The organism is Klebsiella sp. G-Nf4, assembly GCF_002810615.1.
GTDB lineage: Bacteria > Pseudomonadota > Gammaproteobacteria > Enterobacterales > Enterobacteriaceae > Klebsiella > Klebsiella variicola.
The window spans coordinates 40181-56493 of record NZ_PION01000005.1 but is presented as its reverse complement, the minus strand read 5'-3'; the positions used below and the strand labels follow the sequence as shown (position 1 = coordinate 56493).

The 16313-nt window shown below is 58.2% G+C and carries 15 protein-coding genes; 8 read left to right on the top strand and 7 right to left on the bottom strand.

The window, feature by feature from the left end; all coding sequences use genetic code 11:
* Positions 1-53: 53 nt before the first annotated feature.
* The 4 genes from dinI to mdtH all read right to left on the bottom strand — a co-directional run bounded on the left by dinI (position 54) and on the right by mdtH (position 3434).
* Positions 54-305, bottom strand: coding sequence for a DNA damage-inducible protein I (gene dinI, locus CWM57_RS12045; protein ID WP_002898994.1), 252 nt, complete (start codon positions 303-305; stop codon positions 54-56).
* A 73-nt stretch (positions 306-378) separates the two neighbouring features.
* Positions 379-1425, bottom strand: coding sequence for a dihydroorotase (pyrC, locus tag CWM57_RS12040; protein WP_061155090.1), 1047 nt, complete (start codon positions 1423-1425; stop codon positions 379-381).
* Positions 1426-1550: 125 nt separating this feature from the next.
* Positions 1551-2111 (bottom strand): lipoprotein, encoded by a 561-nt coding sequence (locus CWM57_RS12035; protein WP_074386342.1) that lies wholly within the window; start codon positions 2109-2111, stop codon positions 1551-1553.
* Positions 2112-2225: 114 nt separating this feature from the next.
* The gene (gene mdtH, locus CWM57_RS12030) at positions 2226-3434 is read right to left on the bottom strand and encodes a multidrug efflux MFS transporter MdtH (protein ID WP_074386341.1); all 1209 of its coding nucleotides are present in this window, start codon (positions 3432-3434) and stop codon (positions 2226-2228) included.
* Positions 3435-3662: 228 nt separating this feature from the next.
* Here mdtH and rimJ point away from each other — a divergent pair, with 228 nt between their 5' ends.
* From rimJ to murJ, 4 genes are all read left to right on the top strand, one after another.
* Positions 3663-4247: a ribosomal protein S5-alanine N-acetyltransferase gene (gene rimJ, locus CWM57_RS12025; protein WP_008805973.1), complete on the top strand. Its 585-nt coding sequence runs from the start codon at positions 3663-3665 to the stop codon at positions 4245-4247.
* Between the two features lie 9 nt (positions 4248-4256).
* Entirely contained in the window at positions 4257-4910 is a 654-nt protein-coding gene (locus CWM57_RS12020) for a YceH family protein (protein WP_074386340.1), read from the top strand.
* A gap of 14 nt (positions 4911-4924) precedes the next feature.
* The gene (locus CWM57_RS12015) at positions 4925-5836 is read left to right on the top strand and encodes a Gfo/Idh/MocA family protein (protein ID WP_165784198.1); all 912 of its coding nucleotides are present in this window, start codon (positions 4925-4927) and stop codon (positions 5834-5836) included.
* Positions 5837-5947: 111 nt separating this feature from the next.
* The gene (gene murJ, locus CWM57_RS12010; RefSeq protein ID WP_074386338.1) at positions 5948-7483 is read left to right on the top strand and encodes a murein biosynthesis integral membrane protein MurJ; all 1536 of its coding nucleotides are present in this window, start codon (positions 5948-5950) and stop codon (positions 7481-7483) included.
* A 54-nt stretch (positions 7484-7537) separates the two neighbouring features.
* Here the strand turns inward: murJ and CWM57_RS12005 are convergent, their stop codons facing one another.
* The gene (locus CWM57_RS12005; protein ID WP_074386337.1) at positions 7538-8752 is read right to left on the bottom strand and encodes an MFS transporter; all 1215 of its coding nucleotides are present in this window, start codon (positions 8750-8752) and stop codon (positions 7538-7540) included.
* A 16-nt stretch (positions 8753-8768) separates the two neighbouring features.
* Between CWM57_RS12005 and CWM57_RS12000 the strand changes: the two genes are divergently transcribed.
* On the top strand, positions 8769-9797 hold the full coding sequence (locus CWM57_RS12000) for a LysR family transcriptional regulator (protein WP_008805978.1): 1029 nt from the start codon (positions 8769-8771) through the stop codon (positions 9795-9797).
* Between the two features lie 38 nt (positions 9798-9835).
* On the opposite strand, the gene rne is transcribed toward CWM57_RS12000, so the two are convergent.
* Positions 9836-13114: a ribonuclease E gene (rne, locus tag CWM57_RS11995; RefSeq protein WP_074386335.1), complete on the bottom strand. Its 3279-nt coding sequence runs from the start codon at positions 13112-13114 to the stop codon at positions 9836-9838.
* A 699-nt stretch (positions 13115-13813) separates the two neighbouring features.
* Between rne and rluC the strand changes: the two genes are divergently transcribed.
* On the top strand, positions 13814-14767 hold the full coding sequence (gene rluC, locus CWM57_RS11985; RefSeq protein WP_074386607.1) for a 23S rRNA pseudouridine(955/2504/2580) synthase RluC: 954 nt from the start codon (positions 13814-13816) through the stop codon (positions 14765-14767).
* A 35-nt stretch (positions 14768-14802) separates the two neighbouring features.
* On the opposite strand, the gene CWM57_RS11980 is transcribed toward rluC, so the two are convergent.
* The gene (locus CWM57_RS11980) at positions 14803-15387 is read right to left on the bottom strand and encodes a Maf family protein (protein ID WP_074386334.1); all 585 of its coding nucleotides are present in this window, start codon (positions 15385-15387) and stop codon (positions 14803-14805) included.
* Between the two features lie 141 nt (positions 15388-15528).
* Here CWM57_RS11980 and yceD point away from each other — a divergent pair, with 141 nt between their 5' ends.
* Positions 15529-16050 carry a 23S rRNA accumulation protein YceD gene (gene yceD, locus CWM57_RS11975; protein WP_008805983.1) on the top strand — a complete coding sequence of 174 codons (522 nt, stop codon included), beginning with the start codon at positions 15529-15531 and terminating at the stop codon, positions 16048-16050.
* A 16-nt stretch (positions 16051-16066) separates the two neighbouring features.
* The gene (gene rpmF, locus CWM57_RS11970) at positions 16067-16240 is read left to right on the top strand and encodes a 50S ribosomal protein L32 (RefSeq protein ID WP_000290724.1); all 174 of its coding nucleotides are present in this window, start codon (positions 16067-16069) and stop codon (positions 16238-16240) included.
* The last annotated feature ends 73 nt before the right edge of the window (positions 16241-16313 follow it).

Sequence of the window (16313 nt, the reverse complement as noted above, 5' to 3'; positions counted from 1 at the left end):
CAAAGAAAAGCACAATGAGGGAGCAAACCAGAGTAACTGGATCCCGCCATGCTTCAGGAGAGATCGTGGACAAACCAGTCGTCCGCGCTTTCCCAGGTTTCCTGCAGGATTTCGCTTATCCGGTCTTTGTCTTCTTTCAGGGCGCCGAACACCGAGAGCTGGTTGCCGGTCGCGTAGCGCACGCTCACCTGACTGTCGATGGCCGGGAATTGCTCGGCGATACGCCGGGAGAGTTCGTTATTCAGCGCTTCCAGCGCGCCGTTGGGTAAGGCGGTCGTTTTGGCGATAGACACTTCGATGCGCATAATTGCCCCCTGTGTTTGATACTGGTTATTTATACAGTATCTGGTGAGCATTGACAACAGGGGGCTACGTTTTTTATCGCTTCATCGTCCAGCGAACGGTTTCACCCGCCAGGAACGGGACCAGGCTATCATTGGGCAGCGCAATGCTGTCAACGACGGTGGTCTCTTCACGCACCAGCTCAACATAGCTTTCATTGACCGGCAGACCGTAGAAGCGCGGGCCGTTCAGCGAGCAGAAGGCTTCAAAGTGCTGCAGAGCGTTCATTTCTTCAAAAACGGTGGCGTAGCTGCCGAGGGCGGTCGGGGCGTTGAAGCAGCCGGCGCAGCCGCAGCTGGCTTCCTTACGATGGCGGGCGTGCGGCGCGGAGTCGGTGCCAAGGAAGGCGCGGCTAAAGCCGCTGGCGACCAGTTCGCGCAGCGCCTGCTGATGAATATTGCGCTTGAGCACCGGCAGGCAGTACAGGTGAGGACGAATACCGCCCACCAGCATATGGTTGCGGTTAAACATCAGATGCTGCGGGGTGATGGTGGCCGCTAATAACTCATTGCCGTCACGTACATACTCGGCGGCATCTTTAGTGGTGATATGTTCAAAAACCACCTTCAGGCCGGGCAGGCGCTGACGCAGGGGTTCCATTACCGTCTCAATAAAGCGCGCTTCACGATCGAAAATATCAATCTCGGCGTGGGTCACTTCGCCGTGAACCAGCAGCGGCATGCCCAGTTTTTCCATCCGCTCCAGCACCGGCATAATGGCATCGGTGCTGGTGACACCGTGGCTGGAGTTGGTGGTGGCGTTGGCCGGGTAGAGTTTGGCGGCGGTGAACACGCCTTCGTTAAAGCCGCGCTCCAGCTCCGCCGGGTCGAGAGAGTCTGTCAGATAGCAGGTCATCAACGGGGTAAAATCGTGCCCGGCCGGGACGGCGTCCATAATGCGCTGGCGATAGGCGATAGCCGCCGCGACGGTGGTGACAGGCGGCACCAGATTCGGCATCACGATCGCCCGGCCATAAAACTCACTGGTGTAAGGCACGACGGTTTTCAGCATATCGTCATCACGCAGATGGATATGCCAGTCGTCTGGGCGGCGGATTTTCAATACCTGGGATTGTGCTGTCATGGAAGGCTCCGGCTAATAGGTTCAGTCATCAGGGCTGTTTTTTGCCGGGCACTAAGGATAAGCGTAAACGTTTTCCTTTGCACTCATTTCCGTAAAAAATTCAGGGCGCCGTAGCGCCCTGGAGATTAATTGGTAAAGGGGATGACAATTTCGCCCGGTTTCACCTCTATGCCCTTGGCATATTTCTTCGCCAGCGCTTCGCCGGTGCTGGCGTCTTCACGCAGGACATAGGCCGGTTGCTGGCTGAAGTAGCTGCGCAGCGACTGATTCAGATAGGGGAGCAGAGCCTGAATCACCGACTGCAGTTTCTCAGGTGCCACTTTGGCATCGACCACCTCCATTTCCTGCAGGAAGATAGCGCCTTTGTCTCTGTCAAAGGTTGGTAGCGCTTTGAGCTTCAGATCGATCGTCGCTTTCTGCGTCCCGAACAGGGAGTTCAGATCGACGTTGGCGACCCCGGTCAGCGTGACTTTGCCCGGCTCTTCACGGCCAATAGCGCTGGTCAGGTTCTGCAGTTCAATATGAGCGTCGGCAACGCCTTTCAGACCAATATCTTTGGTGAAATGGTTACGCTTCTGCAGCGCCTGGTTTATCTCCTGCTCGCTTACCGTGTATTGGGTCAACTGGTTACAGCCGCTCAGCAGACCGCTGACAATCAGCGCCGCGGCGATCAATATCTTTTTCATGGGGTTCCTCAAGCTCGTACCATCATTCATCCTGACACAAAGCATCATGACCTGTCAGCACCCTTCATGCCAGCAGAATAGGCTGAAAGGCAGGAGAAACCACGGACGTACGGTCTAGGTACGCGGCTCCAGCATGCCGGAGGCAGAGCGTTTCGGACTGAATTGCCACCACAGGGCAAGGAAGGTGATAAAGCCGATGGCGCCGAGCATCAGCCACGGCAGTTCGGGTTGGCCCGCGGCTTTCCCGGCATCAAACAGCCAGCCGCCGCCCGCGTAACCCAGTGCGCCGCCGAAGGCGAGTCCCAGGCGGCTGAACCCCATATAGCTGCCGCGTGCCCGGGCATCTGCCAGCGAGGCGCCCAGCGTCTCCCTGGCCGGTTCCGCGATGATTGAACCGATGTAAAACAGGCAGATCAGGGTAAATAACTGCTGCAAACTGCTGGTCATGCCAATCGGCAGCATCGCCAGCGTCATCACCAGCAGACCAGCCATCAGCCGGTGCTCAAGGCGGTAGCGTTTCTCGCTCCAGCGGGCAATGGGATAGAGCAGGGTCAGCGAAATGGTGGCTTCGATAGCGTACATCCACTTCACGGCGGCCGGCGAACCGGCGATGTCGTTTACCATGATCGGCAGCATCAGCATCACCTGCACCGCCAGCATGTAATAGCCCGTCAGCGTCAGGACATAGGTGACGAAGCGTTTGTCCCGCAGCACCCTGCCCAGCCCCTCACGGACTGGCGTTTTCACCGTCGACAGTTTCCATGCTGGCAGATACCAGGCGTTAAACGCCGCGCAAGCGATAAACAGCGCAGCCCCGGCGCTGCACACCAGGCGGAAGTCATACTGTAGCAGCCAACTGCCCAGCAAGGCGCCAATCACCGCGCCGGCGCTGTCCTGCATCATCAGGAGGGAGAAAAAGCGGCCGCGCTGATGCGGGCGCACTAGTTTGACCACCAGCGCGGCCCGCGGCGGATCGAACAGCGTCCCGCCGAGCCCGGAGAGAATGCACGATAACCACAACACCCACGGCTCATGGGCGACGGCCATCGCCGCGAAACCGCCGGCGCGCATCAGCATGCCGGTGACAATCATGGGTTTGGCGCCGAAGCGGTCGGCGATGGCGCCGCCAAAAATACCTAATCCCTGCTGCACCAGCTGGCGCAGGCCGAGCGCAATGCCGACCATCAGCGCTGCCCAGCCCATCTGATCGACAAAGCGGATGGAGATCAGCGGAAAGACGACAAAAAAGCCCAGCACGACCAGCATGTTATCGACTAACAGGAAATATTTACCCAGGCTCCTTGCCTGCGAGACGCGGGACATTTCCCCTCCAGGGAAAAATAGAGATAAGCGAGGATATTCTGCGGGCAATCTGCTGCTTTTCCCAGCACCCTTGCGACAATATTTTTTTATCAAAAAGCAAGATCGATTGAGCCTATTCATCGAAAAGAGGAGATGGCGCAGAAAATGGTATGTTGCTGTTTTCACACTATCGTGCAGGACAGGTATAGTGATGAGAGCAAGATTGAAGTCAGGGGGACTGAAAAGGAAATGTTTGGCTATCGCAGTAACGTGCCGAAGGTGCGTTTGACGACGGACCGGCTGGTGGTGCGCCTGGTCCACGATCGTGACGCCTGGCGTCTGGCCGATTATTACGCCGAGAATAAAGTATTCTTAAAACCCTGGGAGCCGGTACGTGACGACAGCCACTGCTACCCCTCCGGGTGGCAGGCGCGCCTGTCGATGATCGGCGAGTTTCATAAGCAGGGGTCAGCCTTTTATTTCGCGCTGCTCGATGCGGAGGAAAAAGAGATCGTTGGCGTGGCGAATTTCTCCAACGTGGTTCGCGGATCATTCCATGCCTGTTATCTCGGCTACTCCATTGGCGAAAAGTGGCAAGGGCAGGGGCTGATGTTTGAAGCGCTGACCGCCGCGATTCGCTATATGCAGCGCACGCAGCATATTCATCGCATTATGGCCAACTATATGCCGCATAATCAGCGCAGCGGCGCATTGCTGGCACGGTTGGGGTTCGAAAAAGAGGGTTACGCCAAAGATTATCTGCTGATTGACGGGCAGTGGCGTGACCATGTACTGACGGCGCTAACGACGCCGGACTGGTCAGCAGGGCGCTAAGGAGAGAGGATGAAATATCAGTTAACCGCGCACGAAGCGCGCGTCATTGGCTGTCTGCTGGAAAAGCAGGTCACCACGCCCGAGCAGTACCCGCTGTCGGTGAACGCCGTGGTGACCGCCTGCAATCAGAAAACCAACCGCGAGCCTGTGATGTCGCTGAGCGAAGGCGAGGTCCAGACGCTGCTGGATACCCTGGTGAAGCGCCACTATCTGCGCACGGTCAGCGGGTTTGGCAATCGGGTCACCAAATATGAGCAGCGTTTTTGCAACTCCGAATTTGGCGATCTGAAACTCAACGCCGGCGAGGTGGCGGTGGTGACGACGCTGCTGCTGCGCGGCGCCCAGACGCCGGGTGAATTACGCAGCCGGGCGCAGCGGATGCATGAGTTCAGCGATATGGCGGAAGTGGAAAGCGTACTGGAAGGGCTGGCCACACGCGAAGATGGCCCCTTTGTCGCTCGTCTGCCCCGGGAGCCGGGGAAACGGGAAAGCCGCTATATGCATCTGTTTTGCGATGACATGGACACGCTGATCACCACGGTGGAAGCACTCTCGCCGCTGGAAGACGATGACGATCTGCGCGCCCGGGTTGAAGCACTGGAAGGCGAGGTGGCAGAGTTGAAAGCGCGCCTTGACTCGCTGTTACACCATCTGGGGGACTAAACGTGGGGACAAGACTGCGCATTGGGGTGGTTGGCTTAGGGGGCATTGCGCAGAAAGCGTGGTTGCCGGTGTTAGGCGCTGCGGAAAGCTGGACGCTGCAGGCGGCCTGGTCGCCAGGAAAAGAGAAGGCGTTGCGCATCTGCGAAACCTGGCGGATCCCGTATGCTGATTCGCTGGATGCCCTGGCGGCGCAGTGTGATGCGGTCTTTGTCCATACGTCGACGGCTTCACATTATGAAGTGGTGAATCACTTGCTGAATGCCGGGGTTCATGTTTGTGTGGATAAACCGCTGGCGGACAAACTGAGCGAGGCGGAAGCGCTGGTCGAGCTGGCTGTCCGGCGTCATCTGACGCTGATGGTCGGTTTCAATCGCCGCTTTGCGCCACTCTATCGCGAACTGAAGGGGCGGCTGGGCGAGGCGGCCTCGCTGCGAATGGATAAGCACCGTAGCGATAGCGTAGGCAACGATCTGCGCTTTACCCTTCTCGATGATTATCTGCACGTGGTAGATACCGCGTTGTGGCTGGCTGACGGCCAGGCGCGCCTGCGCGGCGGCGCGCTGCAGATCACCCCGCAGGGCGAAATGCTCTATGCCGAACACCAGTTCAGTTCATCCAGGCTGCAGGTCACCACCAGCATGCACCGCCGTGCCGGAAGCCAGCGTGAGTGGGTGCAGGCGGTCACCGATGGCGGGTTATATGCGGTGAGCGAGATGCGCGAGTGGCAGGAGGAGTGTGGTCTTGGCGTGGTCCAGCGCCCGGTGGCGGGCTGGCAAACCACCCTCGAGCAGCGCGGTTTTGTCGGCTGTGCGCGTCATTTCATCGAATGCGTGCAAAATCAGACGGTTCCGGAAACCGCAGGCGAACAGGCGCTGCTGGCTCAGCGGGTGGTCGATAAGCTCTGGCGTGACGCCATCAGCGAATAATCCGTTGTAACAACTGACTGTAGTAATTCATATTGAACCCGGTAGACTATCGCCACTTTCCAGCGCCCGCATTTGCGGGCGTTTTACTCCAGGGTTTGGAATAATAACGTAATGAATCTTTTAAAATCACTGGCGGCCGTCAGTTCGATGACCATGTTTTCGCGCGTGCTGGGCTTTGCCCGCGATGCGATTGTCGCGCGCATTTTTGGCGCCGGGATGGCGACCGATGCCTTTTTTGTCGCCTTCAAGCTGCCTAATCTGCTGCGGCGTATTTTTGCCGAAGGCGCCTTCTCGCAAGCATTTGTACCGATCCTTGCCGAATATAAAAGCAAACAGGGCGAAGATGCCACCCGGGTATTTGTCTCTTACGTCTCCGGATTGCTGACCCTGGCCCTGGCGATCGTCACCGTTATCGGGATGCTGGCGGCACCGTGGGTGATCACCATTACAGCGCCCGGATTTGCCGATACCGCCGATAAATTTGCGCTGACCACCCAGCTGCTGCGCATTACCTTCCCCTATATTTTGCTGATCTCCCTGGCTTCACTGGTGGGCGCTATCCTCAATACCTGGAACCGCTTCTCGGTGCCGGCCTTTGCTCCGACATTCCTCAACGTCAGCATGATTGGCTTTGCGCTGTTTGCCGCGCCGTACTTCCATCCGCCGGTGCTGGCGCTGGCCTGGGCGGTGACGGTCGGCGGCGTGCTGCAGCTGGCCTATCAGCTGCCGCATCTGAAGAAGATTGGCATGCTGGTTCTGCCCAGAATTAATTTGAAAGATGCTGGTGCAATGCGGGTTGTGAAGCAGATGGGGCCGGCAATCCTTGGCGTGTCGGTGAGCCAGATCTCCCTTATCATCAATACCATCTTCGCTTCGTTTCTCGTGTCGGGGTCGGTGTCGTGGATGTACTATGCCGACCGTCTGATGGAGTTTCCGTCAGGTGTCCTGGGCGTGGCGCTCGGCACCATTCTGCTGCCGTCATTGTCGAAAAGCTTCGCCAGCGGTAACCATGACGAGTATTGCCGCCTGATGGACTGGGGGCTGCGACTTTGCTTCCTGCTGGCGTTGCCGAGCGCGGTGGCGCTGGGGATCCTCGCCAAGCCGCTGACCGTGGCCCTGTTCCAGTACGGTAAATTCAGCGCCTTTGATGCGGCGATGACCCAGCGTGCGCTGGTGGCCTATTCCGTGGGGTTGATGGGTCTTATCGTGGTGAAAGTACTGGCGCCTGGCTTCTATTCCCGTCAGAACATCAAAACGCCGGTCAAGATTGCCATTGTCACCCTGATGATGACCCAGGTGATGAACCTGGCGTTTATCGGCCCACTCAAGCATGCGGGTTTGTCGCTGTCCATCGGCCTGGCGGCTTGTCTCAATGCCGCGCTGCTGTACTGGCAACTGCGTAAACAGAAAATTTTCACTCCACAGCCCGGCTGGCTAGCCTTCCTGTTGCGCTTGATCGCGGCGGTGGTGGTGATGGCCGCCGCGCTGCTGGGCGTCATGCATCTCATGCCGGAGTGGTCTCAGGGGACGATGCCGTTCCGTCTGATGCGCCTGCTGGTGGTGGTGGTCGCCGGAGTGGTGGCTTATTTCGCCACGCTGCTGGTGTTGGGTTTCCGCGTAAAAGAGTTTGCCCGTCGCACAGCGTAAGCCATTGCGAGGGAAAGAGGAAACCCGCTTCGCCTCAGGCGAAGCGGGTTTTTTTTATGATGTGCGGCGTTCGGCTGCGATGATGCGCGCATTCTCCAGCAGGCGGATCGCCAGGGCGATTGCCCCGCTGACGACGGCCAGCGTGACCACTCCGTTCCAGCCGGCCAGCACGTACAGCTTGCTGCCCAGCACTGACCCCAGCGACATCCCAATAAAAACGACGGTGAACAGCAGGGCGTTAAGGCGGCCACGGGCCTGCGGCTCCAGGCTGTAAACCAGGTTCTGATGCGCCACCAGACTTGACTGCAGGCCGAGATCGAAGCCAATAGCCGAGAGAGCAATCAGCGCCAGCTGGCCGTGCAGAGGGAGCAGCGGCAGCATAAACATCAGGGCGAAGGAGAGGGTGACCAGCGCTGCGCCCATCTGAGTCACTTTGCCGGCGCCAAACTTATCGGCCAGTCCGCCCGCCAGCGGTGCCGCCAGCGCCCCGGCGGCACCGGCGATACCAAAGCCACCCGCTACTGCGCTCCCCATGTGATAGTGTTCTGAGAGCATCACCGCCAGCGTCGACCAGAAAGCGCTGAAGGCGACAGAGAGCGCCCCCTGAGCCAGCGCGGCGCGGCGTAACGCCGGATAGCGCTGCCACAGATGGGCCATTGAGGCCATCAGCTGCGGATAGCTCAGCGTCGAGTGAATGGCGAAGCGTGGCAGGACCCGCCACATCACCAGGCCAATCAGCGCAACGCTGACTGCAGCCGCCTGATACATCACCCGCCAGCCGAATACGGCGCCCACTACGCCGCTGACTGTCCTGGAGAGCAGGATCCCCAGCAGCAGTCCGGTCATCACCGTGCCCACCATTTTTCCCTGCTTACCTGCCGGGGCGAGGATCGCCGCCGCAGGAACGATATCCTGCGCCATGGTGGCCGCCATGCCGATCAGCAGACTGGCCACCAGCAGTGAGGTGAGCTGGCCGGTAAGGCTGCACAGGAACAGCAGGATCGCCAGCATTGCGCTCTTCAGCAGGATCAGCCGGCGGCGATCGTGACGGTCGCCGAGCGGGAGCAGGAACAGAATGCCGAGCGCGTAGCCAGCCTGCGTCAGGGTAGGGACCAGCCCCATTCCTTCTACCGACAGGTGGAGATTAGCGCCCATCAGCGGCAGCAGCGGCTGCGCATAATAGATAGAGGCAACGCTAAAGCCGGCGCCGAGCGCGAGAATGAAGATAATCCAACCTGCGTCGCGGGTGGAAAGGGAAGTCGGTGTCATGATCAGTACCTCATAGATGCGATGGCGCTATTTTTCCCTGAATGCAGCTGGCGCGGTAGCCGGGCTGGTGGTAAAACGGTTATACGTAGCACGTATAGGCAAAAGAAAAATGAAAAGACAGGAGCGTATAGACCGCATTGAGCTGATGCGCACCTATATTCGTATTATAGAGGCCGGCTCACTCTCCGCCGCCGCGGGGCAGATGGATACCACCCAGGCGACCGTCAGCCGCCGCCTGCAGTCCCTTGAAGGACTGCTGGGGGTGAAGTTGATCCTGCGCACGACCCATGCGATGAAGCTCACTGACGATGGCGAACGCTGTTATCGCCATGCCCGTCAGGTCGTGGACGCCTGGCTGGCGCTGGAGGATGACCTGCGTATTGCCGACGATCAGCCCGTGGGGGTGCTGCGGGTACGGGCGCCCCATGCTTTTGGCCAGCAACAGCTGCTGGCGCCGCTGGTCGCATTTCTGCAGCGTCATCCGCAACTGTCGGTCGAGTGGATGCTGAATGATAATACCGTCGACTTTCTCAGCGATAATATCGACTGCGCCATCCGCGTTGGCGCGGAGGTGGATCCGGCCACGGTATCCGTGCTGCTGGCGGAAGTGCCGCGCTGTGTGGTGGCCTCCCCTGAACTCCTGGCGAAGTACCCGCCGTTAACCTCGCTGGAGGCGCTATCCGGCCTGCCGTGGATCGCCATTAATACCTTTTATCAGCATGAGGTACGGCTCCGGCATCTGGAAAGTGGGCAAATCGTCTCGACGGCCATCACCCCCTGCCTGAGCACTGACAGCCTGTACGTCGCGCGAAATACCGCGCTGGCGGGGCTGGGGGTGGCGATGGTGTCCAGCTGGACGGTCGTGGAGGATATTGCCGCCGGACGGCTGATTGAGCTGTTCCCGCAGTGGCGCCCCGCCTCGCTGCCGGTTCATCTGGTTTATCCCTGGGCGCGCTATTATCCGACACGCTTGCGTAAGTTCCTTGACCTGATGCGGGAGATCATGCCGGATCTGGCCGGGATGCAGCGTCCGCAAAGCGCATAAAAAAACCGGCCAGAGGCCGGTTTTTTTATTAAGCACGCTTACTCGACGGGCTGTGGGCGGGTCGGTTCTGCGGTGGCTTTATGGGTCGCACTATGACCACCGGCGGCGCCTTTACCTTCAAAAGCGAACGGCGGGCGCACCCAGGTGCTGTGGCGCGGCGCTTCCGGGACATAGTCCGGAGCAGGCGCACGGGTCATCGGCGCGGTAGCATGGCGATCGCCAGCCACAACCAAAGGTTGACTTACCGGCGTTTCAGCTTTGACCGGTTCGACAGGGGCCGTAGGGGCGGCTTCGGTCACCGGTGCTTCCACCTCGGTTTCTGCAGCCGGCGCAATGGTTTCTACTGGCGCTTCAACGACAGACGCCGTTTCCACCACTTCAGGTTCAACCGTGACCGGCTCGGCGTCGATCGTCACTGACGCAATGGCCTGAGGCGCTTCGACAGCTGGCGCTTCGGCCGGGACTGGCTCGACAGCTGCTGGCTCGACAACTTCCGGAGTATCAACGATCACCGGCTCGGCGGCGACGACGGGTTCGACGACCACCGGCTCAGCGGTAACCGGCTCCATGGTAGCTGGTTCGACGGTAACCGGCGCGGCAGTGACGGGTTCAACCACGGCAACCGGCGCCGCTACAGCTTCGACGGCTTCAATGGCGCTGGTGTCCTGAACCGGAACCTGAACCTCTTCCGGCAGTTGGTCCTGCGGACGAACGACCGGGTAGCGGATCCAGACTTTACCGGAAGCCATCTCCGGCGAGGCGCAGGCGACGGTCAGCGGCATTGGCGACTGGGTCGGATAGCGTTCATCACGATAGCGACGACGACGCTGCCCACTGACGCGCAGATGACGCGGGGAACGACGTGAGCGGCGCGGCATGCCGTTAGCTTCACGGGATTCGCCGTTTTCGTCGTGGTCCACCACGCTTTCCACTACCGCTGGCAGTTCGGCGTTCACCGGCTCGCTGCGCGGGGCGGCGACTTCAGCCACAACGGCCTCAGGCGCGATCTCGGCAGTTTGCTCAGCGACGGTAGACTCAAAGCGCACTTTCTGGGAAAGCTGACGCGGTTTACGACGCGGCAGAGTTTGCACACGCTCTTCCTGCTCAGTCTCCTGCACTTCCGGCTCTTCACGCGTTTGCGCTTTGGTTTCCTGCTGCGCCTGACGTTTGTCGTCATTGCGGCGGCGGGAGCGTTCACGGCGCGGCTGCTGCTCGTCACGGGATTTGGTCTTGTCCGCATCATCGCCGACGGTCTGACGAACGTCACGCGCTTCTGCGTTTTGCGGCTGCTTCTCGCGACGGTTGCGACGGTTTTCTTCACGCGATTCACGCGGCTCGCGGCCCTCGGCATTGTCCGCACGGGCGTCGCGATTGTCACGGTTATCGCGGTTGTCACGATTGTCGCGGTTATCACGATTGTCGCGGTTATCACGGCGATCGTTGCGGTCGTTGCGGTCGTTGCGATCGCGGCGGTTGTTGCTCCGCGGTTTACGGCGCTCCTGCTGACGCTCCGGTTTTTCTTCCGCTTTCTTCTCGACCTGAACTTCAGCAGGTTTGGCTTCTTCTTCGGTGCCAGAGAAGATATTTTTCAGTGCGCTGAAGAAGCGCGAGAGCAGTCCTGGCTGCGCCGGTGCAGCGGCCACGGCCGGTGTCGCTGCGACGACGACAGGGGCGGCAACAGGCTCTTCCAGCATCGGTGCTGGCGGTGCGTCAGGCATCACAAAGGTGGCCAGCGCAGGCTGTTCAGGGCGTTTACGCTCTGCCGGCTCTTCGTCACCAGGCAGCGCCATCTCTTCTTCATGCAGCTTCGGCAGCAGATAGCTCAGCGTTGAGGTCTCTTCACCTTTGCGCACGCGCAGGACGGAGTAGTGCGGCGTTTGCATTTCGTCGTTTGGCACGATAATGACGCGGACATCACCCTGACGGGATTCGATAGCGCTCACTGCGGCACGTTTCTCGTTCAGCAGATAAGAGGCGATCGGTACCGGAACGATAGCGTGGACTTCTTTGGTGTTCTCTTTCAGCGCTTCTTCTTCAATCAGACGCAGAATAGAGAGCGACAGCGATTCGTTATCACGCACGGTACCGGTGCCGGAGCAGCGCGGGCAGACGTGATGGCTGGACTCGCCCAGCGACGGGCTCAGGCGCTGGCGAGACATCTCCAGCAGGCCGAAGCGCGAAATATGGCTGATCTGAATGCGCGCGCGGTCCTGACGGACGGCTTCACGCAGACGGTTTTCCACTGCGCGCTGGTGGCGAACCGGGGTCATATCGATGAAGTCGATAACGATCAAGCCGCCAAGGTCGCGCAGACGGAGCTGGCGGGCAATCTCGTCAGCCGCTTCGAGGTTGGTATTGAAGGCCGTCTCTTCGATATCGCCGCCGCGGGTGGCGCGGGCGGAGTTGATATCGATCGCGGTCAGCGCTTCGGTGCTATCGATAACGATTGACCCGCCGGAAGGCAGGCGCACTTCACGCTGGAAGGCGGACTCAATTTGCGATTCGATCTGGTAATGGCTGAACAGCGGGATTTCACCGGTGTACAGTTTGATTTTGCTGCTGAAATCCGGGCGACCCAGCGCGGCGATATGCTGGCGCGCCAGCTCGAGCACTTTCGGGTTATCGATCAGGATTTCGCCGATGTCCTGGCGCAGATAGTCGCGGAAGGCGCGGACAATCACGTTGCTTTCCTGGTGGATCAGGAACGGCGCCGGACGGCTTTCCGCGGCTTTCTGAATCGCTTCCCAGTGTTTCAGACGGAAGCTCAGGTCCCACTGCAGGGCTTCGGCAGATTTGCCGACGCCAGCGGTGCGAACGATAAGGCCCATGCCATCCGGAAGCTCCAGGCTCGCCAGCGCTTCTTTCAGTTCGGTACGATCGTCACCCTCGATACGGCGGGAAATTCCCCCCGCGCGCGGGTTGTTCGGCATCAGGACCAGATAGCTGCCTGCCAGGCTGATAAAGGTGGTGAGCGCAGCGCCTTTGTTGCCGCGTTCCTCTTTATCAATCTGCACGATAACTTCCTGACCTTCACGCAGCACGTCTTTGATATTAGGACGACCGTGCGCATTGTAGTTAGCGGGGAAGTATTCGCGGGCGATTTCTTTGAGGGGGAGGAAACCATGACGCTCAGCGCCGTAATCGACAAACGCGGCTTCAAGGCTAGGTTCAATGCGGGTGATTTTGCCTTTGTAGATGTTCGCTTTTTTCTGTTCGTGCCCGGGGCTTTCGATATCCAGGTCGTACAGGCGCTGCCCATCAACAAGGGCGACGCGCAACTCTTCCTGCTGAGTTGCGTTGATTAACATTCTTTTCATCGTAACTTACTCATTATTCTTACATTGACGACTAAGCTGCGGGCAGAGTAATGCCTTTCCGGGGGAAAACCGATGGCCTCGTGTCTGGTTCACGTCGCCAACCTCACGGTTGTCGCGCGCTTAAGAGGCGCAGAGTGTCGGTCGCCTGTGTTTCAAACGGAAACACAGCGCAATTATTCAGGGGAACAGCCTGGGATGTATCACCAGAGAATATTCCATTTATACTCGTCGTCTTTCGCGTTGCAGGCATGGTGGCTTAACCTGCTCACCTCGATCAAAGGATCCAGATGAGCTCCCGGGAGTCCCGGAGTTGACGCCTTCCTGCGACTTGAAATCCATAGAGCCTGTACCGGTAAGGACTGCAACCCGCAGCCCGCTAACTGTCTGAAAGATCACAACGTCTTACGCCATTGCTGCGTGGGCGATCGGTCAGACAAAATTGGTCATTCCGCTAATGTCTTGTTCTAACAAGATGCAATACGGAAAACGGTCTCATTATTCCATTGCTAACCTTGTTATAGCAAGTTGACTTTCACCTTTTATCACCCGGTTACTCACAGTTTTATCACCTGCCCATACAGATTGTTCTAATAACAAACAAAATGGCGGACAGGTAAACCGTGAAAACAGGATAATGATAAATATAAGCATATAAAAATGAGTGGCGCTAATGCGTCCGGCTATTTAGAATCGCGCACCATGAAAACTGAGACCCCAACCGTAAAAATGATTGCCATCGCTGCTGATGAAGCGGGGCAACGTATCGACAACTTTTTGCGTACCCAATTGAAAGGCGTACCGAAGAGCATGATTTATCGCATCCTGCGTAAAGGCGAGGTGCGGGTAAACAAAAAGCGTGTGAAGCCGGAGTATAAGCTGGAAGCGGGCGATGAAGTCCGTATCCCGCCGGTGCGCGTGGCAGAGCGTGAAGAAGAGGCGGTATCGCCACATCTGCAGAAAGTAGCGGCGCTCTCTGAAGTGATCCTCTATGAAGACGACCATATTCTGGTGCTCAACAAACCTTCCGGTACTGCGGTACATGGCGGCAGCGGCCTGAGCTTTGGCGTGATTGAAGGGCTGCGCGCCCTGCGCCCGGAGGCTCGTTTCCTTGAGCTGGTGCATCGTCTCGACCGCGATACCTCCGGCGTGCTGCTGGTGGCAAAAAAACGCTCAGCGCTGCGTTCGCTGCACGAGCAACTGCGCGATAAAGGCATGCAGAAAGATTACCTGGCGCTGGTGCGCGGTCAGTGGCAGTCGCATACCAAAGTGGTGCAGGCCCCGCTGTTGAAGAACATTCTGCAGAGCGGAGAGCGTATCGTTCGCGTGAGTCAGGAAGGCAAACCGTCGGAGACGCGCTTTAAAGTGGAAGAGCGTTACGAATTCGCCACGCTGGTGCGCTGCAGCCCGGTCACCGGGCGCACGCATCAGATCCGCGTTCATACCCAGTATGCCGGCCATCCTATCGCTTTTGACGATCGCTATGGCGACCGCGAGTTCGACAAGCAGCTGTCCGCTACCGGCTTAAACCGTCTGTTCCTGCACGCGGCGGCGCTGAAGTTTACCCACCCGGGCAGCGGGGAGGTGATGCGCGTTGAAGCGCCGCTGGATAACCAGCTGAAGCACTGTTTACAGGTGCTACGTAAAAGCAAATAAGCATAACGGCGGAATCAGTTCCGCCGTTTTTTCCTTTAGTCTAACAGCGGATTGTTATTCTCTCGGCGCAGCATCTGACACAGCGCAATTAAGGGTAAACCGACCAGGGTATTCGGGTCGCGGCCTTCCAGCCTTTCAAATAGCGTAATTCCTAACCCCTCACTCTTGAAACTCCCGGCGCATTGCAGCGGGTTCTCTTTGCGGACGTAGCCTTCAATCTCTTTATCGCTGAGATGGCGAAAGTGAACGTCAAAGGGCTCGCATTCGGTTTGCAGATGGCCGCTGGCGGAGTTGTATAGCGCCAGACCGGTATAAAAGGTGACGATGGTCCCGCTGGCCTTTCTCAACTGCTGGCGGGCTTTTTCCTCGGTGTGCGGTTTGCCGGTGATCTCACCATCTAATACGCAAACCTGATCGGAGCCTATAATAAGGTGGTGCGGGTAGCGGGTGGCCAGGCTTTGCGCTTTGGCTTGTGCCAGCCGGGTGACAAGCTGACGCGCGGATTCTTCCGGCAGCGGCGTTTCGTCAACGTCAGGCGCGGCACATTCAAACGGTAAGCCCAGTTTTTCCAGCAGCATGCGCCGCCAGGGAGAGGTTGACGCGAGGATAAGTTCAGACATATTTTTTCATCCACATATAGCGCTTCGCAGAGCATCATCTTAAACTATGCGCCGCAATGTGTGCGAATAAATGGCAAAAGGCAACCTGAGGCTGCCTTTTTCTTTGACTCTATGACATTACAAAGTTAATATGCGCGCCCTATGCAAAAGGTAAAATTACCCCTGACTCTTGATCCGGTCCGCACGGCTCAAAAACGCCTTGATTACGAAGGCATCTATGCCCGCGATCAGGTTGAACGTGTAGCCGATTCTGTAGTCAGCGTGGACAGCGATGTGGAATGCAGCATGTCGTTCGCTATCGATAACCAGCGTCTCGCCGTCATCACTGGCGATGCAAAGGTGACGGTAACCCTCGAATGCCAGCGTTGCGGGAAACCGTTCCCTCATCACGTCCACACCACGTATTGTTTTAGCCCCGTCAGAAATGACGAACAGGCCGAAGCACTACCGGAAGCGTATGAGCCGATTGAGGTTAACGAATTCGGTGAAATCGACCTGCAGGCAATGGTCGAGGATGAAATTATCCTCTCCCTGCCCGTAGTTCCGGTGCATGATTCTGAACACTGTGAAGTGTCCGACGCGGACATGGTCTTTGGCGAATTGCCTGAAGAGGCACAAAAACCAAATCCATTTGCCGTATTAGCCAGCTTAAAGCGTAAGTAATTGAGGAGTAAGGTCCATGGCCGTACAACAGAATAAACCAACCCGTTCCAAACGTGGCATGCGTCGTTCCCATGACGCGCTGACCGCAGTCACCAGCCTGTCTGTAGACAAAACTTCTGGTGAGAAACACCTGCGTCACCACATCACTGCCGACGGTTTCTACCGCGGTCGCAAGGTTATCGCTAAGTAATCACGCGATACTCGCAGGATTTCCCGTTGCAGGCCATGGCGGGCGTGTGCGTCCCTGGAAACTCGGTTAACCC